The 20,866-nt window shown below is 62.0% G+C and carries 16 protein-coding genes and 1 pseudogene; 6 read left to right on the forward strand and 11 right to left on the reverse strand.

The window, feature by feature from the left end; all coding sequences use genetic code 11:
- Positions 1–406, reverse strand: a pseudogene (locus G113_RS07815) (hypothetical protein); the annotation flags it as partial.
- A 162-nt stretch (positions 407–568) separates the two neighbouring features.
- Positions 569–2,194 (reverse strand): sigma-54-dependent Fis family transcriptional regulator, encoded by a 1,626-nt coding sequence (locus tag G113_RS07820; protein WP_005898315.1) that lies wholly within the window; start codon positions 2,192–2,194, stop codon positions 569–571.
- Positions 2,195–2,452: 258 nt separating this feature from the next.
- Here G113_RS07820 and exaC point away from each other — a divergent pair, with 258 nt between their 5' ends.
- Positions 2,453–3,970, forward strand: coding sequence for an acetaldehyde dehydrogenase ExaC (gene exaC / locus G113_RS07825; RefSeq protein WP_005898316.1), 1,518 nt, complete (start codon positions 2,453–2,455; stop codon positions 3,968–3,970).
- A gap of 50 nt (positions 3,971–4,020) precedes the next feature.
- On the opposite strand, the gene G113_RS07830 is transcribed toward exaC, so the two are convergent.
- Entirely contained in the window at positions 4,021–4,827 is an 807-nt protein-coding gene (locus G113_RS07830) for an AraC family transcriptional regulator (RefSeq protein ID WP_005898317.1), read from the reverse strand.
- Positions 4,828–4,922: 95 nt separating this feature from the next.
- On the opposite strand from G113_RS07830, the gene G113_RS07835 reads away from it, so the two are divergent.
- Positions 4,923–5,822 carry a DMT family transporter gene (locus tag G113_RS07835; protein WP_005898318.1) on the forward strand — a complete coding sequence of 300 codons (900 nt, stop codon included), beginning with the start codon at positions 4,923–4,925 and terminating at the stop codon, positions 5,820–5,822.
- Between the two features lie 84 nt (positions 5,823–5,906).
- Here G113_RS07835 and G113_RS07840 read toward each other — a convergent pair whose 3' ends face one another.
- The 4 genes from G113_RS07840 to G113_RS07855 are packed head-to-tail and all read right to left on the reverse strand — an operon-like array spanning position 5,907 to position 11,063.
- Positions 5,907–6,599: a response regulator gene (locus tag G113_RS07840; RefSeq protein WP_005898319.1), complete on the reverse strand. Its 693-nt coding sequence runs from the start codon at positions 6,597–6,599 to the stop codon at positions 5,907–5,909.
- Positions 6,600–6,602: 3 nt separating this feature from the next.
- A complete protein-coding gene (locus tag G113_RS07845; protein ID WP_005898321.1) occupies positions 6,603–8,171 on the reverse strand; it encodes an ATP-binding protein in 1,569 nt (522 codons plus the stop codon).
- A gap of 17 nt (positions 8,172–8,188) precedes the next feature.
- Positions 8,189–9,739 (reverse strand): oxaloacetate-decarboxylating malate dehydrogenase, encoded by a 1,551-nt coding sequence (gene maeA / locus G113_RS07850; protein WP_005898324.1) that lies wholly within the window; start codon positions 9,737–9,739, stop codon positions 8,189–8,191.
- Positions 9,740–9,761: 22 nt separating this feature from the next.
- Positions 9,762–11,063 carry a 2-hydroxycarboxylate transporter family protein gene (locus G113_RS07855; protein ID WP_005898327.1) on the reverse strand — a complete coding sequence of 434 codons (1,302 nt, stop codon included), beginning with the start codon at positions 11,061–11,063 and terminating at the stop codon, positions 9,762–9,764.
- Between the two features lie 271 nt (positions 11,064–11,334).
- Here G113_RS07855 and slyA point away from each other — a divergent pair, with 271 nt between their 5' ends.
- The 4 genes from slyA to G113_RS07875 all read left to right on the forward strand — a co-directional run bounded on the left by slyA (position 11,335) and on the right by G113_RS07875 (position 14,572).
- The gene (slyA, locus tag G113_RS07860; protein ID WP_005898329.1) at positions 11,335–11,808 is read left to right on the forward strand and encodes a transcriptional regulator SlyA; all 474 of its coding nucleotides are present in this window, start codon (positions 11,335–11,337) and stop codon (positions 11,806–11,808) included.
- Position 11,809: 1 nt separating this feature from the next.
- A complete protein-coding gene (locus G113_RS07865) occupies positions 11,810–12,865 on the forward strand; it encodes an HlyD family secretion protein (RefSeq protein ID WP_005898331.1) in 1,056 nt (351 codons plus the stop codon).
- Between the two features lie 24 nt (positions 12,866–12,889).
- Positions 12,890–13,942, forward strand: coding sequence for a DUF2955 domain-containing protein (locus G113_RS07870; protein WP_040319022.1), 1,053 nt, complete (start codon positions 12,890–12,892; stop codon positions 13,940–13,942).
- A gap of 273 nt (positions 13,943–14,215) precedes the next feature.
- Positions 14,216–14,572: an MliC family protein gene (locus G113_RS07875; protein ID WP_005898336.1), complete on the forward strand. Its 357-nt coding sequence runs from the start codon at positions 14,216–14,218 to the stop codon at positions 14,570–14,572.
- 519 nt (positions 14,573–15,091) lie between these two features.
- On the opposite strand, the gene G113_RS20490 is transcribed toward G113_RS07875, so the two are convergent.
- From G113_RS20490 to ligA, 4 genes are all read right to left on the reverse strand, one after another.
- On the reverse strand, positions 15,092–15,262 hold the full coding sequence (locus tag G113_RS20490) for a YqaE/Pmp3 family membrane protein (RefSeq protein ID WP_005898342.1): 171 nt from the start codon (positions 15,260–15,262) through the stop codon (positions 15,092–15,094).
- 137 nt (positions 15,263–15,399) lie between these two features.
- Positions 15,400–15,900, reverse strand: coding sequence for an anaerobic ribonucleoside-triphosphate reductase-activating protein (gene nrdG, locus G113_RS07890; protein WP_005898344.1), 501 nt, complete (start codon positions 15,898–15,900; stop codon positions 15,400–15,402).
- A 169-nt stretch (positions 15,901–16,069) separates the two neighbouring features.
- Positions 16,070–18,187: an anaerobic ribonucleoside-triphosphate reductase gene (gene nrdD, locus G113_RS07895; protein ID WP_005898346.1), complete on the reverse strand. Its 2,118-nt coding sequence runs from the start codon at positions 18,185–18,187 to the stop codon at positions 16,070–16,072.
- Positions 18,188–18,766: 579 nt separating this feature from the next.
- Positions 18,767–20,773, reverse strand: a complete 2,007-nt coding sequence (gene ligA, locus G113_RS07900; protein WP_005898348.1) for an NAD-dependent DNA ligase LigA — start codon at positions 20,771–20,773, stop codon at positions 18,767–18,769.
- Positions 20,774–20,866 lie beyond the last annotated feature (93 nt).

The following is a 20,866-nucleotide window of genomic DNA, read 5'->3' on the forward strand; positions in this document are numbered from 1 at the left end:
ATGGGATCGATCTCGCCGGGAGTAGCTGGGATCGTAGTTGCGCAGATAGATGCGCCACTCCTCGAGGCTTGGGGCCATCGATACTCATGGCCAGGGTCATCCGGCTGAAACCGGACAGATCCAGCCCCTGACCTGGCTCGCTCAGGGTGAACACTATCTCGCAAAACGGGTAACGATAGTCGGCGCGCAACTGGCAGTCGATACCAGCGGGCTCATCTGGCAGCAAGCTGGCCTTGGAGCCCCCCTGATGAACGCCGTCATCCAGCGCGCTAATGACAACCCGCTCCCTCTCCAGCACATTCAACTGCCGTTCGGGTCCGTACTCGAACAGGGCGATCGCCACCAGGGTCAAGAGCAACAAAGGCCAGAACAGGCTATCGATCAGCAAGGGGCGAGGTGAATTCATGACAACTCCGAGACGATGAGAGGCTTACTCTACATCAGTCAGGGGCACACTGCCCTGATCCAAACCCGCTCTCTCGACAAAAATGTTAGTAGTCCAGCGTCTACCGCAAGCCCCTCCCGCCAGATAGCCCGCAGCCCAGAACGCACTCACCACATCAGCGCCTTACACGACGCCCTTGCGTGCCAGACGCCGATAGAGGGTAGTGCGACTGATACCTAGTCGCCGCGCAGCCTTGCTCACGTTGCCATCACATTCGGCCAGGGTACTGGCGATTTGCCTGTGGCCGGCCTCACGCAAGCCATGAGGCACATCCTCCGCGACCAAGTCGCCTGGCAGTTGCAAGTGTGCTGGGCGGATCCACCCCTCCCCCTCGGCCAGCACGCAAGCCACCTCGAGGGACTGCTTGAGCTGACGCACATTGCCAGGCAGGGGGTGAGCCAGCAACCGCTGCGCGGCCTCCTCCGTCAGCTGCAATGCGGGATCCATCTCGGCCAGCAAGCGGCCCAACAATTGACGTCTCTCCTGGGGTGGCCACTCCCGCCAGGGAGCGAGCCGCTGGCGCCAGCCGCACAGCCGGTAGTAGAGATCTTCCCGAAAGGTACCGGCACTGACCATGGCGCCAAGATCCCTGTGGCTGGCGCAGATCAGCCAGAAATCCACCGCCTCGGGCCTGTGGCTGCCAAGGGGGGTCACGGCGCGCTCCTGCAATACCCGCAGCAGCCGGGTCTGGGCGAGCAGCGGCAACTCGCCTATCTCATCGAGCATCAGAATGCCCCCATGGGCGGCGCGCAGATAACCGGCGCTGCCCTGGCTGCGCGCGCCACTGAAGGCTCCGCCCACATAGCCAAACAGTTCGGCCTCCACCAGATCGGCGGGCAAAGCACCGCAGTTGACGCACACCAGAGGGGCGGCGGCCCGGCTCGATGCTTGATGCAGGCGTCTGGCCATGTGCTCCTTGCCGCTGCCCGTCTCCCCCTCCAGCAGCAAAGAGATGCCCCGCTCCAACATCTTGAGGGGCACATTCTCCTTGCCTTCTACCTGCAATCGAGGAGGCGGGATCCGACAGATCTGATGTTCACGCAGCAGTTGACGACCATCGAAGGCATGCTGGCCTAGCCAGAGCCGACCGGCCCGATTGGCACCAAGCAGCTCTCCGGCTTCCCCGAGTAGCAGGCGCGGTGACCACAGGGTCTGGGGATCGAGATCCACCAGCCAGCCGGGACGGCGGGCCAGCAGGGCATTTTCCAGCGTCATGGCCAGCAGACGCACCGTGCCCAGCATGTCGCCACCGTGATGCCGGGCATCCGAGGAGATATCCAGTACGCCAAGCAGGTTGCCGTCCGGCGCCAACAGCGGGCAGGCACTGCAACTGAGAAAGCTGTGCTGGGCGAAGAAGTGCTGACTGCCAAGCACTTGCACCTCATTGCCCTCGGCCAGGGCTGTGCCGATGGCATTGGTGCCCTTGCTACCCTCCCCCCAGCGGGCACCGCTGCGCAAGAAGATACGTTCGGCGTGGCGGGCAAAGCTGTCATCGCCGCTGGCGGCGAGTATGGCGCCTTCACCGTCACAGAGCAGCAACCGACAGGGTCTTCCTGCCAGCAGCTGGATGAACAGGGGCAGCACGAATCGCTCGAAACAGAGCACCAGCTCCCGACTCGCCTCCAGCCGGGCAGACAACTCCCCCTGAGGCAGCAGATCCAGTTCTGCGCTCTGCTGGCGACTGAGCCCCTGATGCAGGCAACGCTGCCAGGAGCGGTGAATGGGGTCGGACACGGGTAGTTCGCGCATGATGCCTCCTGTTCAGAATCGTGACAGTCGTTACAGCGTGTGTCCCGTTTTGGAACAATAGGGGACGACTTGCCAGGGTCACTGGTTAAACAAGATACGCCGCCAACCGATGTTTGATAACGTTTTTGTAACTTTTAATGGGCAATGCTGACCCTTGGCACGACCCTTGCGATGTAAGTGCGATGACAAGTTTGCAAGCAAGCTGCGGCTCATCCCGGCACGGACCGGGTAACACACACCACACACAAGGAAGATGCCATGATCTATACCGCACCCGGCCAGGCAGGCGCCCTGGTCAACTTCAAGTCCCGTTACGACAACTTCATCGGAGGCGACTGGGTCGCCCCCCGCAGTGGCCGTTACTTTGAGAACATCTCACCGGTGGATGGCCGTGTGTTCTGCGAGGTGGCCCGCTCCGATGCCGCCGATATCGAGCTGGCGCTGGATGCCGCCCACAAGGCCTTCGCCAGCTGGAGCAAGACCAGCGTCACCGAGCGCAGCAACCTGCTGCTGCGCATCGCCGATCGCATCGAGCAGAACATCGAGGTGCTGGCCATCGCCGAGACCTGGGAAAATGGCAAGGCGGTGCGCGAGACCCTGGCTGCCGACCTGCCGTTGGTGGTGGATCACTTCCGCTACTTCGCCGGCTGCATCCGTGCCCAGGAGGGATCGGCTGCCGAGCTGGATCAACACACCGCCAGCTATCACTTCAAGGAGCCCATCGGCGTGGTCGGCCAGATCATTCCCTGGAACTTCCCGCTGTTGATGGCGGCCTGGAAGCTGGCACCGGTGCTGGCCGCAGGCTGTTGCAGCATACTCAAGCCCGCCGAGCAGACCCCGGTCACCATCATGCTGCTGATGGATCTCATCAAGGACATTCTGCCCCCCGGCGTGGTTAACGTGGTCAACGGCTTTGGCGCCGAGGCGGGTCAGGCACTGGCCACCAGCGACCGGGTCCAGAAGCTCGCCTTCACCGGTTCCACCGAGGTGGGTGCCCACATACTGCGCTGCGCCGCCGACAAGCTGATCCCTTCCACCGTCGAGCTGGGTGGCAAGTCCCCCAACATCTATTTTGCCGACGTGATGGACCATGAGAGCCAGTACATCGACAAGGCGGTGGAAGGCATGCTGATGACCTTCTTCAACCAGGGCGAGGTATGCACCTGCCCCTCCCGCGCCCTGGTGCACGAGAAGATCTACGACGACTTCATGGACCGTGTGCTGGTGCGCGCCCGGGCCATAGTGCAGGGCAACCCCCTGGACACCGCCACCCAGGTGGGGGCGCAGGTGTCCCGCGAGCAATACGACAAGATCTTGAGTTACATGGCAATCGGCCGCGGCGAAGGTGCCAACATGCTGATCGGCGGCAATGCCGCCAAGGTAGCGGGCCTGGAGGGGGGCTTCTACATCCAGCCCACCATCTTCTTTGGCCAGAACAAGATGCGGGTATTCCAGGAGGAGATCTTCGGGCCCGCCCTCGGCGTTACCACCTTCAAGAACGAGGCCGAAGCCCTGGCCATTGCCAACGACACCCAGTATGGGTTGGGGGCAGGCCTGTGGACTCGCGACAGCAATCTGGCCTGGCGCATGGGCCGCGGCATCCAGGCTGGTCGGGTCTGGGTCAACTGCTATCACGCCTACCCGGCCCACGCGGCCTTTGGCGGCTACAAGAAGTCGGGGATAGGCCGCGAAACCCACAAGATGATGCTGGATCACTACCAGAACACCAAGAACCTGCTGGTGAGCTACGACATCAATCCCCTCGGCTTCTTCTAGAGCGATCACCACCATGACAAGGGCGCCTTCAGGCGCCCTTGTTGTTCAGGTCAGCTTTCCCGCTCGCTCCCCATCCCTCCCAGCTGCTGGCGATAGCGCTGGGGCGAGCAGCCCAGCTCCCGATTGAACATGGCGATGAAGGCCGAGGTGGAACCATACCCGAGCCGCCAGCCTATCTCCTGCACCGGCAGCTCGCCCTTGAGCCAAGCCAGCGCCCTGAGCAGACGCAGTCTCGCCCGCCACTGGCCAAAATTCATGCCGAGTTCACGCACGCAGCGCCGGGCCAGGGTGCGCTCAGTGCTGTGCAGCTGCTGCGCCCACTGGGCCAGGGTACGCGGGTCGGCAGGATCGCTGCGCAGCGCCGCCAGCATGGGCGCCAGCAGCTTGTCCTGACTCATGGGCAGATAGCTGTCCTGGCAGCGGGTGCGGGTCAGCTTCTCGATCAACAACTCGGCCTGATGCACGTCCCAATCATCGGTCATGTGGCCGACGCGGCGATCGCAAAAATCCGCCAGCAGTGCCTTGAGCAGGGGAGTCAGCTCCAGCAATCTGGGCTCGGGGGGCAAGCGCCGGGCCAGCGCCTCGCTCACATAGATGGAGGTGTAATCCAGAGCCTGCTGGTTGTAAGCCGAGTGCAGCATGCCCGCGGGCACCCAGATGAGGTAATCGGCCGGGGCCACCAGTCGATGCTCGCCCACCACTATCTCCATGACTCCCAGACTGATCAGGCTGAGCTGGCCCCAGGGGTGGCTGTGGGCAAGGCAGGCATTGCCCGCCTGGATCTGGCTGTAACGAAAATAGAGGGGGTTGGGAGGCGCCAGGGCGCTATCCAGCGCCAGATAGGGGTGGGATGACACGGCTTGTCCTTTTCACGGGATGAGTTGTCAGTTTTACGTTACTTGCAATGATAAAGACAAGAGTAGACTGGCGCTATTATCATGAGGAGTCTGTGATGCCCCTGTTTTCCCCCCTGCTGTTCCCACTGATGGCCGTATTGATCTGGGCCACCAACACCGTGGTCTCCAAGGCCGCCGCCACCCTGGTCGATCCCGCAGCCATCTCCTTCTATCGCTGGCTGATCGCTGCCCTGGTGCTGACCCCCTTCTGCCTGCCCCAGCTGTGGCGCCGTCGCCATGAGATACGCCCCTGGCTTGGCAAGCTGCTGGTACTGGCCTCTCTTGGCATGGTGCTCTATCAGTGCCTGGCCTATTACGCAGCCCACAGCACCTCGGCCACCAACATGGGGGTAATAGGCTCCCTCATCCCCCTGCTGACCCTGCTGCTGGCCACCCTGCTCTTTCGTCAACGTCCCGGACGCCAGGCCTTCATCGGCATGAGCCTCTCCCTGGTGGGCGTGCTCTGGCTACTCGGTCAGGGAGACCCTCTGAGCCTGCTGCGCCAAGGGATCAACCCGGGGGATGCCATGATGTTGCTCGGATCGGCCAGCTATGCCCTCTACGGTCTGCTGATCCGCCGCTGGCAATTGCCATTTGGCCCCTGGCTCAACCTCTACCTGCAGGTGCTGCTGGCCGTCGTTCTACTCGTACCGGTCGCCGCCAGCGCCGATTCTCTGGCGGTCTCGGTCCAGGCCTGGCCCCTGGTGCTGTTTGCCGGGATCGCCTCCTCCCTGCTTGCGGCCTACTGCTGGCTGCAAGGGGTGACCAAGTTGGGCGCCGAGCGCACTTCTGTCTTCATGAACCTGATGCCGCTGTGCACGGCGCTGATCGCCGTCATCACTCTGGGAGAGCCCATCCATGGCTATCACCTGCTGGGGGGCGGCCTGATCCTGGCGGGGGTCATGCTCTCCCAGTTCAAGCCAAGGACGCGCCCCGCTCTGGCAGAAAGGGCATAAGCTGGCGTGAACGGCCATGACAGCACAATACAAAAAGGGAGCCTGGGCTCCCTTTTTGTATTGTGCTGTCAAAGAGGCGCCGACTCAGCTGCCCTGGCGCCAGTGGTAGCGCCGCTCCGGCCGACCACGCTGGCCGTAGTTGAGATCCACATCGACCCTGTCTTCGGACTCCAGATACTCCAGATAACGGCGCGCCGTGGTGCGGCTCAGGGAGAGTCGCAGCGCCACCGTATCGGTGGAAAATGCGGTCTCCGGCTCACCGGCCAGCAGTTCCAGCACCTGGCGCAGGGTGATGGCATCGATCCCCTTGGGGGTATCGCGTACCTCCCTGGCCTGGGGCCGCCCCTTGCCCATCAGCTTGTCCAGATCGCTCTGCTCAAACGGACCCTGTTCGCACAGGCGGCGATGCAGGGTGAGGATCTCGTCCAGGCTCTGCTGAACGCGAAACAGCCGCAGCGGCTTGATGATGTAATCTTGCACCCCCAGATTGAGGGCCTGCTGTATGGTCTCAACGTCGCAGGAGGCAGTCACCATGATGACGTAGGCCTCACGATTGTGGCTGCGCAGCCGGTTTACCCATTCGAGGCCTGATCCATCGGGCAGGGAGATATCCACCAACAGCAGTTGCGGCTGGGCCGCACGCATCATGAGGTCAGCCTGGGTCAGGCTTTCGGCCCGCCCCAACAGGGAAAATCCGGGGGTGGAGGAGACCAGCTCGGCCAAGATGGCACCAATCCGTTCGTCATCCTCGATCACCAGCGTGAAAATGGGCGCCATAACTCACACCAATTGGTTTTTATTCAAATAGATACCGAACAGAGTGGTCTGCTCGGCGGTGCGACGCCATTCTATCACACCCCCTCGTCTGGCCACCGTCTCCTTGACCAGGAAGAGGCCCACCCCATGATCGCCGGTCTGGCGGCTGACGCCGTAATCAAACAGGTGATCCGCCTGCGCCTCATCCGGCCCCTCACCACTGTCCTCCACCTCGATCACCAATCGCCGCCCGAAGTCATCCAGCGAGATGAGCACCCGGGGGGGGCGCTGCTGGCGGTTGGTCCAGGCGGCGCGAATACCGTTGTCGAGCAGGTTGCCGATGAGGGTGATGAGATCCGCCGACACCGCCGCCGGATACTCCCCTAGCGCAGAGTCGGGATCCAGCACCAGCTCCACCCCCAGCTCCCGCGCCCGGCTGAACTTGCCGAGGATGAGCCCCGCCACCGGCTTGTCTTCGATGGCTCGCAGCAGATCCTGCAGCATGGTCTGGCAGGCCTCGTTCTCCTGCTGGATAAGCTCCACCGCCTGATCCACATGACCCAGCTGCAACAGCCCGGATAGGCTGCTGAGCTTGTTGGCGAACTCGTGGGTCTGCATCCGCAGCATCTCGGCATACTGGCGCAGATGGGTCACCTGCATGCCGAGGCTGCCAGTCACCTCGGGTCGACTGAAGATGAGCAGACGACCGGGCACCTTGCCCTCCACCGCCTGCCAGCGCCCCACGAATGCTTCCCCGTGCACGGTGAAACCCAGCTCGGTCTCCATCTGGGTCAACACCGGGGCCAGCAGCGGCGACAGCTCCGCCAGGGGCTGCCCCAGCAGGGCATGACGCCCGGTGCCGGGCAGACGCAGCTGGTAAACCGCGGCGCTGTTGAGCATGCGAATGCGACCCCTGTTGTCCAGGGCAATCACCCCCTCCGAAATATGCTCCAGTACCAGATCCTGCAACATGAAGCGATTGACGATGGCCTCGGGTTCCAGATCCAGCAGGGTGCGGCGCAGCAGATGCAGTACCCACAGAGCCAGCAGCAGGCCACAGCCCAGCACGGCAAGGATGGCGCAGACCAGCAGAGTGATCCGCTCCAGATAGATGCCCTCCACCGTCTGCATCAGGTAACCCACCACCACGGCGCCGAGGGCGCGTCCATCCGCCCCTATCACGGGGGAGAAACAGCGGATAGACGGCCCAAGGGTGCCAGTATCCTTGGAGCAGTAGCTGAGCCGCTCGTTGAGCGCAGGCCAGATATCCTCACCACGGAACAGGCCGCCGATGCGCTCGGGCGAGGGGTGACTGAGGCGGCGGGCATGCGCGTCGGTCACCACCATGTAGGCCGCGTCGGTGCGATTGCGGATCCCCTCCACATAGTCGCGCAAACCGGGATCGCTGCCCTGCTGCAGGGCCTGCACCACCCGGTTGTCCGCCGCCAGCACCCGTGCCAGATCGCCACCGCTCTCCTGCAAGTTGCTCTCCAGCAGGTGGCGGATAAAGAGGGCGAGCAGGCTGCCAAGGATCAGGATCAGCAGCAAGGAGAGCCCGAGGGAGAGGGTGACCAGTTGGTGACGCAGTTTCATCGATTAGCCTTGCAACATCAGGACGCTGACCAATAGTGCGGACGCCACCAGGTCTGGTCAATGAGCGGCGCGGGATCGCCGCCAAAATCCGCCAGTCCTTCGTCACGGGCGGTGAGGGCCACGGCCCTGGCAACCGCGCGCGCCACCTCCCCCACCTGCTCGATGGGGGGCAATAGCCGCCCCTCGGTCAGCGGGTAGGCGCCTACCGCCCGCACCGCCGCCTGCAACATGCCGTCACTGATGCGGCGCGCCTTGACGGCGCAGGCCCCCAGACCAATGCCCGGGAAGACATAGACGTTGTTGCACTGGGAGACCACCCGCGCCTCCCCATCCACGGTGACGGGGGCAAAGGGGCTGCCGGTGGCGAGCAGGGCGCGCCCTCCGATGGCCTGCCACACCTGCTCCGGTGTCGCTTCGGCGCTGCGGGTCGGGTTGGAGAGCGGCAGGATCACGGGGCGCTCGCACGCTTCTCCCATGGCGATAAGCACGGCCTCGTCAAACAGGCCGCCCTGGCCGCTCACCCCGATCAGCACGCCGGGGCGCAGCCGCTCAATGAGCCCGGGCAGCTCGGCGCAGGCCTCTTGTGGAGGGCGGGCAAAGGGGCGCTGGGAGGAGGTCAGATTGGCGCGGTCCAGGCAGACCAGTCCATCCTGATCAAACAGCTGCACCCGATCCGGGCTGCCCGCCAGCCTGGCCAGCATGGCGGCGATGCCGCAGCCCGCCGAACCGGCACCGACGATCAGCACAGGGGTATCGGCCAGGGCACTGCCAGCTTGTTGCAAACCTGCCAGCACGCAGGCCGAAGCCACTGCCGCCGTGCCCTGAATATCATCGTTGAACATGCACAGTTCATCGCGATAACGGGCCAGGAGATTGGCGGCATGCTTGCCGGCGAAGTCTTCGAACTGTAACACCACCTCGGGCCAGCGGGTACGAATGGCCGCCACCACCTTGTCCATAAAGTGGTAATAGGGTTCGCCATCGACCCGGTTGGCCTGCCAGCCGAGGTAGGAGTCATCCTCCAACAGCTCGGGGTTGTTGGTACCCACATCGACGCACAACGGCAGGGTTCGCGCCGGGTTGATGCCGCCAGCGGCGGAGTAGATCGCCAGCTTGCCGATGCAGATCCCCATGCCGCCGATGCCGAGATCGCCGAGCCCCAGCACCCGCTCGCCATCGGAGATGACGATGACGTCCACCTCCTGCTCCACCGACGCGAAGATGGCGTCCAGATCGTCCCTGTCATGCCAGGAGAGATAGAGCCCGTGGCTGCGCAGATAGAGATCGCTGTGGCGCTGACACGCCTCCCCCACCACCGGGGTGTAGATGATGGGCAACAGCTCCGGCAGGTGGTGGCGTACCAGATCATAAAACAGCACAGGGTTGTCTTCTTGCAATTGGCGCAGCAGCAGGTGCTGATCGAACGGACTCTGCATGGCGCAGATCAGACGGTAGATACGGCGGCGCTGTTGGGCCAGGGACTCTTCTTTATGGGGCATGCGCCCCATCAGACCCTGTCGCTTGCGTTCTGCATAGGGCAGGCTGGTGCCCATCATGATGTCGTTCATATTCGTTTCCTGTATCAGGTTTTCAAGCGAGCAGAGAGATAAGTCCGGTGGCCAGGATAAGCATCACGGCCCCCCCGAGGCGGGAAGAGATCTGGGCAAAGGGCATCAGCTTCATGCGCTGGGCCGCCGACAGCACGGCCACATCGCCCGTGCCGCCCATGTTGGCCATGCAGAGACCACCGGTGATGGCCGCCTCTATGGGATAGAAACCTATCATGCGCCCCACCAGCGCCGCGCCCAGGGCACCGCCCATGACGGTGACCAGCACCATGATGAAGTAGTTGACGGAGAAGGCACCGATGAGCTCGGGGATGCTGGTATAAGCGACGCCTATCCCCACCAGCAGGGAGGGGGTCAGATTGGTGACGACGAACTGGTACCAATCGGCGGCGGCGCGCTCGTAACGGCGGGGCAGCAGGCCGCTCACCTTGATGAAGGCCACCGCCAGTATCATCAGGGCGAAGGGGTGCATGGGGATGAATTTTCCGAGCAGGGATCCGAGCACGAACATGCTGGAGCTGATGAAGAGCCCCATGCCGAGGCTCTCCAGGGTCGGCGCCTCAACCTGCTCCTCGACAACCTCCTGTTCTATCTCCTTGATCATCAGCTGGCCATTGCCGGTCAGGGAGGGGTAGCGACGACCGAGCCTTACCAGCAGAGTGCCGACCAGAATGGCCAGGGTGTTGGCGATCACCACGGCGGGAACCATGCGCGACAGCAGATCCGCACTGGACATCTGCAACGGGCCAGAGAGGATCTCCACCAGCGGCACGGCACCCGCGCCCATGCCGCCCCCCATGATGGGCAGGCCGATGAGCAACACCGCATTCTTGAAGCCGTAACCCATCAGGCTACCAACCAGACCGACACTGAGCAGGGCCAGGGCGACCCCCCCGAGGATCACCGGCAGGTAACGCATGGCGGCATTTTTAAGCAGGGCACTGCTCATGCCAAGCACTGAGCCGGTCACCAGGCTGGCGATGAAGAAGTTGAGAAAGCCGCCCTCCTTCATGAAGCCGATGATCACCTGACCCGCCTCGACCGGCAGGATCCGGTATTCGAACAGGGCGGCGCCACCGAAGATGGCAAGTATGGTGCCGCCCCCCAGGTACTCCCGGATGGGCATGATGCGATCCCCCAGCTCGGTCAGCAGGGTACCGAGCACGAACATCAGCGCCAAGGCGCCGACCATGCCGAGCGGCAGGGATCCGTTCCAGCCTGAAAAGAGGACGCAAGCAGCAAGCCCGAGAAAGATCATCATGGGCATGCCGGCGATTTGTTGATTGCCCCAGGAGGCGGCTTTCGAGGTAGAGAGGCTTTTCATTGTTATGCTCCAGCGTGTGAGGTGGCGCTACTCTAGTGCTCCTCCCCCTGCCTGTCGGTTAGCCCGGCTACAAAGGCATATAAAATCATTAAAACCTTAAACGCCATGGCCTTGCCGCCATTCGCCAGCGGCGCTGACCAATCCCCCCCTCACCACACCGCCGCCTCTCCCAGGCTCCATGCCCCGCTTAAACAAGATCTAGATCACACTATTTACTTAGCCTGCTAATTAAATATAATGGTTAGCATGCTAAGTAAGTGGAGGGTGAAATATGGTCAAGGATCTGGAAATACTGCGTGAGTTGTCATTGGCAGAGCAGCTGGGACGACTCAGCCGACTGTGGCGCACCGTGGCCGATCACGAGCTGGCCCCCCTTGGCCTGACCCATCCCCGCTGGACCGCCTTGTGGAAGCTCTCTCGCCTGGGCGATCGCCTCAGCCAAAAGACATTGGCCGAAGCCCTGGAGATAGAACTCCCCTCCCTGATGCGCACCCTGGGCCAGCTGGAAGAGCAGGGATTGATCGAGCGTCACTGCTGCCATCAGGACAAGCGGGCCCGCATCGTCAGCCTGACTGCGCAGGGCAAGGCGCTGCTCGATCAGATAGAGGATCGCATCATGGTGGTACGCCGCGAGCTGCTCGGCGGCATCAGCAAGCAGGAGCTGGCCAAATTCGAAGAGATCATTACCCGCATATCGACCAATGCCATCGACAAGCTGGAACAACAGAGTGAAGAGAGAGAATAAGATGACACCGGATCAACAATTTGCCCGCTGGATAAAGTACTCAATGGTGGGCTTCGTGCTGGTTTTTGCCTATTTCCTGCTGGCCGACATTCAGATGCCACTCACTCCCCAGGCCATGGCAACCCGGACAGTCACTCGCATCACTCCCCAGGTCAGCGGCAAGATAGCCGAGGTGGCGGTGCACAACAACCAGGCGGTCAAGCAAGGTGATCTGCTGTTTGCCCTGGATGTCGAGCCGTTTCGCCTGGCGGTAGAGCAGGCCCAGCTCGCCCTCGATCAGGCCATGCAGGACAACCGCCAGCTCGATGCCAGCCTGGAGGCCGCCAAGGCGGATGTCAGTGCCAACCAGACAGACTTGGATCAGAAGGCCCGAGATGCCCGTCGCCTGGATACCTTGTTCGCCCAGAAGCTGGTTTCCACCCAGCAGCGGGATCAGGCCAACAGCGCCTGGCTAACCGCCCGCGCCAACCTGATGGCAAGTCAGGCTCGTCTCGAGCAGATCAAGGTAAGTCGCGGCCTGGCTGGGGCCGACAACCTTCGCCTGCGTCAAGCCCGCAACAAGCTGGCCCAGGCCGAACTCAATCTCGCCTATAGCCAGGTCATGGCTCCTCAGGATGGCATAGTGACCAATATGCAGCTCAAGCACGGCAGCTTCGCTGCGGCTGGCTCGCCCCTGCTGGCGCTGGTATCGGACAAGGTAGATCTCATTGCCGATTTTCGCGAGAAGAGTCTGCGCAATGTCGGCCCGAACGCCCAGGCACTGGTTGCCTTCGACGGTGAGCCGGGCCAGATCTTTCAGGCCAGGGTCAGCAGCCTGGATGCCGGGGTCAGTGCCGGCCAGTTCGATGCCAACGGCCTGCTCGCCAACCCGATCGAATCGGATCGCTGGGTCCGCGATGCCCAGCGCCTGCGCCTGCACCTGACCCTGGACAAGATGCCGCTGGGACTGCCCACCGGTGCCCGCGCCACCGTCCAGCTGCTACCGGACAATGGGCTGGCAGCCCTGTTCGCCCGTGGTCAGATCCGGCTGCTCAGCCTGCTGCACTACATCTATTGATTCATGACTGACCGAGCCCGCACCATGGCAAGCAGCACAGTGATAAACCCGGTTTTATGGCACAGGCCCCTGACGGGCAACGAATTGCGCCAATGTCTGCGCATCGCCTTTGGCTGCACCATCGGCTTTCTGCTCTGCAAGCTGTTTGGTTGGAACTACGGTGTCTTCTTCACCGTCACCCCCATGCTGCTGCTGGGCATGGTGCCTGTGATGAACGGCCATGCCGCCCGTCAGCTGATCGCCTCTGCGGTCACCTGTGGTCTGGAGGTCGGACTGCTCGGCGGCCTGTTTGGGGCTCATCCCGCCCTGATGACTCCCATTGCCTTCCTGCTGTTCCTCTATCGTTTTGCCGCCATGTCCAGAGGCAGTCTGTTTCTGTTCGGTGCCAACGGCGTGCTCAGTCTCAGCATCATGCTGCACTTTGCCAGCTACCCCAGTACGGATCTCAATGATCTCATCTTCAGCAATATATGGGCGAGCGTGCTCTCAGTGCTGATTGCCTACCTGATGACCGCCCTGCTGCCGGATGTGGAGCCCCGCCCCCGTCCCACGGCCCAGCCCAAGGCGCCACACCGGATGCGACATGAAGCGCTGCTGGGGGCTGGCGTTGCGACGCTCTCCTTCATGGTGTTCCAGATATTCGACCTGCGCGACTCCATGTCGGCCCAGGCCACCACACTGCTGGTGCTGTTTCCCATGCACTGGAACGGTGCCCTCGGTTATGCACGGCGCCGTGCCATGGGCACCCTGCTCGGTGTCAGCTTCGGGATCCTGAGCCAACTGGTGCTCTATGACTGGTCAGGGCAGCTGATCCTGGTCGCCCCTCTGCTCTGGCTGGGCGCCATGTTGTTCAGCCACGCCCATGTCAAGGAAGCCAGCGGTTCCGGGGTCGGTTTCGGCGCGCTCACCACCCTGGGCATCCTGTTCGGCCAGTACCTGACACCGGGTAACGATCTGGTGTTCAGTGCCCTCTATCGGGTCAGCAGTATCATGTTTGCCATCGTGGCGACCCTGCTGGTTTGCTACTTGCTCCATCATCTCCTCAATCGATTCGAGGCGACCCGCTTCGGGCACTGACCCCTATTCGACTACTGTAATGAGCCCATGGATGAGCTTTGTTTTGCCCCGACACCTGTCGGGGCTTTTTTTGGGAAAGATGCGGCCCCCACCATCATGAACAGAGCCGCCGGTGGGGCCGCATCAGCTCAAAAATGTCGCAACCTGGTCCCTGATGTCATGGTACGACCGACCCGGCCCCCTTAGCCCTTGCCTGAATATTCTGCTCTGTTAGGCTTTAGGGTCAGGCTATGGGTTCAGTCGAACCCGAACCTCATTGATGGAGTCTTCATTGTGATATTTCTGCGCTTTTCTCTGCCGGGCGCCCTGCTGCTCGGTCTCGCTGGCTGTGCCCCGGCCCCCCATACTCTCACCGTCACAGGAGGCGACCCCATCGCCTATCAATGTGCCAATGATCAGAAGGTCCAGGTGAGCTATTTTGGCCTCTCTGATGACAGCCTCAGCTTCGTCAAACTGGCCCTGCCAAATGGCAAGGATTACACCCTTCCCCAGGTCGTCTCGGCCTCGGGGGTCCGCTATACCGATGAGCATGAGGCCGTCTGGTGGAACAAGGGAGAGGAAGGCTTTGTCGAGATGCGCGACAAGGCTGGGGAGTGGCAAAACGTCTACAGCGACTGCAAACAGCAATAATGAAAAATCCCGGCCTGGCCGGGATTTGTTATTTCACCTCGATGTTGAAGCGACTCACGACGCGTACCGGTATGGCGCCCGGGTTCTGCTCGGCGGCCCGATAGCGCACCTTGGCCAAGCCCGACAAGGCGGGTGCCGCATGCCGGGGGCTCAGATGCCAGGATCTCCGGGCTGAACAGCTTGCCATTGGAGTCGATAAGGCCGCGGATCGCCACATGCCCCTTCATTGCCCCCCTTGCCGCAACCCCCACGGGGCGACTGATCCCAGGTCATATCGAGCGGCGGCTGGTTCAGCGTCACTGTGGGGCTCGGGGCCGCAGCCCCCAAGCAGGCCGAGCACGGCGGCCCAAGCTGGACATTCACACGCATTCAACGCGCCCTGTTGCATCAGACTAGGATGAAACGGCGCCAGCAACCGCCATCGCTGTCCGCCGGTTGCTGGCACAAACCGACCCCATTTGAGCACAATAAAAAGCCAACCCGGTCGGGTTGGCTCAAAACGCAAAGGACTTGCTTGGATCAGGCGCGCTTGTCGCTGACCACCAGCCAGAGCGCATGCACCATGCCGGGCAGGCCGCCGAGCAGGGTCAGCACTATGTTGATCAGAAAATGCAGGCTAAATCCTACTTGGATAAAGGCACAGACCGGGGGTAAAAAGATGGCAAGCAAGATTTTAAGCACGTTGTTCATCACATTCTCCTGTGTGTTTGATGCCTAACAGTAAGCCCACAGTCAGCAATTGGCAAAGGCTAAGTCGGGGCCAAATGACAGCAGCGCCCTAGGATTGCTACATCATCGGACCGGAAAAACACCACCCCCCAGCCCTGTCAGAGCATATTGCGCAATGGCACAGAGCGGGTCAGCTGCGCGATCTGGTGAACCTGCTGATTACTGCTGCCCCGCCACAACAAGCCAGGATCGGCCAGCGTCTGCTCGAATCGACCATCCACCAGCACGTCCAGCAGGGCTGCCAGCTGCCACTGCGCCTCATCAAGCTCCTCGAGCCGATAACCGGTCCAGCACCAGATATCCTTGCCCGGGCACTCGGCTCGTACCCGCTTCACCAGCGCCAGCACCTGAGGCACATTGGCAGGATGGAGCGGATCGCCCCCCGAGAGCGTCAAGCCACGACGCTTGATCCGGCCATCGTTGAGATCATGGATGATGCGATCGCTCATGGCTGAATCGAATGCTTTGCCACCATCGAGGCGCCAGGTGCTCTGGTTGTAACAGCCGGGACACTGGTGCACGCAGCCGGAGACAAACAGACTGGCGCGGGTGCCGGGACCATTGACCACATCGACCGGGTAATATTTGTGGTAGTGCATCTCACCCCCTCTTCTTCTCGCATCCAATACCGGTTAAAGAGCCGATAACGGCGGCCTCCGGCATTACTGTCGAGCCAGCGCCGCCATCTTCGGGGCTGACCGCAATCAACAAGGGCTCAAAAAGAGCCCTTTCATTTCCATCAGCAACCAACGGCCCCGTCATGCTCGATCACAGGTGTTTGACCCGGCGTTTCACTTCTTCCTGCTTGCCCGCATTGAAGGGACGCGCATCCGGGCTGCCGAGGTAGCCGCACACCCGCCGAGTCACGGAGACCTTGGCCGGATCGTGGTTGCCGCAGCGCGGGCAGGTGAATCCCTTGGAGGTACACTCGAACTCACCGGTGAAGTCGCACTCGTAGCACTCGTCGATGGGGGTGTTGGTGCCGTAATAGGGCACCTTGTCATAGCTGTAGTCCCAGACGTTCTCCAGCGCCTCCAGATTGTGCTGCAAGTTGGGATACTCGCCGTAGCAAATGAAGCCACCATTGGCCAGCGGCGGGTAGACGGCCTCGAAGTCGAGCTTGTCATAGGGATTCACCTGCTTCTCCACATCCAGGTGGAAGCTGTTGGTGTAATAACCCTTGTCGGTCACCCCGGGCACTAGGCCGAACTCCTTGGCATCCATGCGGCAAAAACGCGAGCAGAGGTTCTCGCTCGGGGTGGAATAGAGGCTGAAGCCATAGCCGGTCTGCTCCTTCCACTGCTCAGTCGCGGCCTTGAGGCGGGCGATGATGGCAATGGCCTTCTGCTGCAACTCTACGCTGTCAAACAGGTGGACATCGGTGCCAAACAGGGCGTTGATGGTCTCGTGCACCCCGATGTAGCCGAGGGAGATGGAGGCGCGGCCATGTTTGAAGATCTCGCTGACGTTGTCATCGGCCTTGAGACGTACCCCGCAGGCTCCTTCCATGTAGAGGATGGGAGCGACCCGGGCCTTGACTCCCTCCAAGCGCTCGATGCGATACATGAGGGCTTCTCTTGCCACCTCAAGCACCTCATCCAGCCGTGACCAGAAATCACTCTCATCCCTGGACTTGAGCGCGATACGCGGCAGATTGAGGCTCACCACCCCGATGTTGTTGCGCCCCTCGTGGACCAGCTCGCCCTTCTCTTCGAAGGCACCGAGGAAGGAGCGACAGCCCATGGGCGTCTTGAAGGAGCCGGTTACCTCGACCACCTGATCGTGGTTGAGGATGTCCGGGTACATGCGCTTGGTGGCGCACTCCAGGGCCAGCTGTTTGATGTCGTAGTTGGGATCCCCCACCTTGTGGTTGAGACCGTCTTTGATGGCAAACACCAGTTTCGGGAACACCGCCGTCTTCCGGTTCTTACCCAGACCCGCGATGCGGTTGCTGAGGATGGCGCACTGGATCATCCGCGACTCCCAGCTGTCCCCCAGACCAAAGCCAAAGGTGACGAAGGGGGTCTGACCGTTGGCGGTGTGCAGGGTATTGACCTCGTACTCCAGGGACTGGAAGGCGTCGTAGCACTCCTTCTCGGTGCGCGCCATGGCGTAGGCATCCACGTCCTTGATCCCCCACTCCGCGGCCACCTCCCTGTGCTTGTGCCAACTGATGGTGACATAGGGCGCCAGCACCTCGTCGATGCGGTTGATGGTGGTGCCACCATAGATGTGGCTCGCCACCTGGGCAATGATCTGGGCCGTGACGGCGGTCGCCGTGCTGATCGACTTGGGCGTATCTATCTCGGCGTTGCCCATCTTGAAGCCGTGGGTCAGCATGCCCTTGAGATCGATCAGCATGCAGTTGAACATGGGGAAGAAAGGGGAGTAATCGAGGTCGTGGAAGTGCAGATCGCCGCGCTCATGGGCCTGCACCACGGCTTTGGGCAGCATGTGGCTGATGGCGTAGTGCTTGGCGACGATACCGGCCAGCAAGTCGCGCTGAGTCGGGATCACCTTGGCATCCTTGTTGGCATTCTCGTTGAGCAGAGCCGCATTGGTCTGCTCCACCAGGCCACGGATCTCCTGGGCCAGGCGGCCACGGGCCTCGCGAGCCTGATCCCGGTCGTGACGGTATTCGATATAGGCACGGGCGATGGCCTTGTCGTCGGAGGCCATCAGATGATTCTCGACCCGGTTCTGGATCTCGTGAATATCGACCTCGGCGCGCCCCTCAAGCTCCCTCGCCACGGCCATGGCGACCGTATTAGCCAACCCGAGATCCCCCTGGCCGACCGCTTGGGCTGCTCGCCCGACGGCGGCTGCAATCAGTTCGACAGCAAAAGGCGCACGGCATCCATCACGTTTGATCACTACCGGTTTCATTTCTCATCCCCGCAAAATGGCCGCACCTCGTCGACCCGATAAACGCTCCCGGCCTGCCTCGGCTCGCGAGGGCGAGACGAGACCAGCCGGGCCCTGGGCCCCTGGCTGGCATCTGGGAGTGCTGAGGTTATCCACAGCTTACAAACACAACATATGGGATATTTATCAATTTAATTCCCTATATGTGGTGGCTATTAGGCCCCAAAGCCGAAGGCGCTTTCTTGATCCAGGACAGGTTTTTCGCCAGCTGCTCAGTTAGGAAACAGCGTCAAAAGAGCACTTTTTACCGCTAGGCCAGAGCCACTCTGGCCTAGGAGCTGATCCCTCCCCCACAAAGATTTGTGGTCCTGATGCCAACCGCGATCACTGCCGATCTGCGACCAGCAGGGCAACACGGCGGCGCCAGAATGGGAGACTGTATAGCGACAGCAATGTGCTGCCGCAGCAGATGAAAGAGGGGTTGAATGGATTGGGCGTCGTGGGCGCCGCTCACAGGCGCGGGCAGACAAGGGGCAGAACCCATCAACAAAAAGACCCGGCCAAGGCCGGGTCTGCAGCGTCTCAGGCAAGGGATCCTGCTCAGGGCTGGATAGCGGCTTGCAACTGCTCCTCGGTCCAGATGGTGATGCCGAGCTCCTGAGCCTTGATGAGCTTGGAGCCCGCCGCCTCACCGGCCACCAGCACGTCCGTCTTGGCCGACACAGAACCGGCCACCTTGGCGCCAAGGGCCTGCAGGGCCGCCTTGGCATCGTTGCGTGACAGGGTGGTGAGGGTGCCGGTCAGCACGAAGGTCTTGCCCGCGAAAGGTTGTTCGGCCGCCTCTTTGCGCTCAATCTCCGGCCAGTGGATACCGGCGGCCAGCAAGGCATCCAGCACCTCGATGTTGTGGGGCTGGCGCAGGAAGTAGTAGACATGCTTGGCGACTACCTCTCCCACATCCGGCACGGCTAGCAGCTGCTCGACGCTGGCGGCGCGCAGGGCATCCAGGGTCAGGAAATGATTGGCCAGGTTCAGGGCCGTCGCCTCGCCCACTTCGCGAATGCCAAGGGCAAACAGGAAACGGGGCAGGGTGGTACTGCGAGCCTTGTCGATGGCGGCCACCAGATTGAGGGCGGATTTGGGTCCCATCCGCTCCAGACCCGCCAACTGGATGGCGTTGAGGCCAAACAGATCCGCTGGCGTCTTGACCAGCCCTTTGTCCACCAGTTGATCCACTATCTTGTCACCCAGACCATCCACATCCATGGCGCGGCGAGCGGCGAAATGCTTGATGGCAGCGGCCCGCTGCGCCTCGCAGAACAGGCCACCGGCGCAGCGGGCCACCGCCTCGCCCTCGTGTCGCTCCACCGCCGAGCCGCACACGGGGCAGGCGCTGGGGAAAAGGATCTCCCGGGCATCCGCGGGACGCTGGGCAGCCACCACGGCCACCACCTGGGGGATCACGTCCCCGGCCCTGCGTACTATCACGGTATCGCCGATCATGACGCCAAGACGCTCGATTTCATCGGCATTATGCAAGGTCGCGTTGGAGACGGTGACGCCGCCGACGAACACGGGCTTGAGCTTGGCCACCGGGGTGATGGCACCGGTACGACCGACCTGGAACTCGACGTTCTCCAGCAGGGTCATCTCCTCCTGGGCCGGGAACTTGTGGGCGGTGGCCCAGCGCGGGGCGCGGGCCACGAAGCCGAGTTCTTGCTGAAGAGGAATGCTGTCAACCTTGTAGACGACCCCGTCAATTTCATATTTCAGGGCGTCACGGCGAGTCAGAATGTCGTCGTGGAATGCCTGACAACCCGCCGCCCCCTCCATCAACTTGACCTCGGGGCTCATGGGCAGGCCCCACTCCTTGAGTTGGCAGAGCCGGGCAAAGTGGGAATCGCCTAACAGCTCGCCGCCAATGCCAACCCCGTAGGCATAGAAGCTCAAGGGGCGGCTCGCCGTGATGCGGGAGTCGAGTTGTCGCAGGCTGCCAGCAGCGGCATTGCGCGGGTTGACGAACACCTTCTCCCCCTCGGCCAGGGCTTTCTCATTCATCGCCTCAAAACCGGCCTTGGGCATGAATACCTCACCGCGCACTTCCAGCCGGGAGGGCCAATCCTGGCCACGCAGCTGCAGCGGGATCGCCTTGATGGTGCGCACGTTGTCGGTGATCTCCTCCCCCGTGCTGCCATCGCCCCGGGTCGCCGCCTGCACCAGCCGCCCCTCCACATAGAGCAGGCTCACCGCCAGACCGTCCAGTTTGGGCTCGCAGCAGAAGGTGAAGCTCACCTCGCGCTTGAGGCGATCCCTCATGCGCTGCTCGAACGCCACCAGCTCTTCGCTGCTGAACACATTGTCCAGACTCAACATGGGGATCTCGTGACGCACCTGATTGAAGGCCGTCAGTGGCGCACCGCCGACCCGCACGCTGGGGGAGCTTGGGGTTTTCAGCTCGGGGTGCTCGCTTTCCAGCGCGATCAGCTCGCGCATCAGGCGGTCATATTCGGCATCAGGCACAGTGGGATTATCCAGCACATAGTACTGATGGCCATAGTCGATAAGCAGTTCACACAGTTGACGGTGGCGGGTGAGGGATTCGCTCATGAAAAAATCTCGACTGTGGTGGAAATAATAAGTTAGGCGGACAAATAAAAATGCGGCACCCAGGTACCGCACTTTTTATTCACTCGACAGCGC

Origin of the sequence: Aeromonas molluscorum 848, assembly GCF_000388115.1 — a bacterium.
In the GTDB taxonomy this organism is placed as follows: Bacteria; Pseudomonadota; Gammaproteobacteria; order Enterobacterales; family Aeromonadaceae; genus Aeromonas; species Aeromonas molluscorum.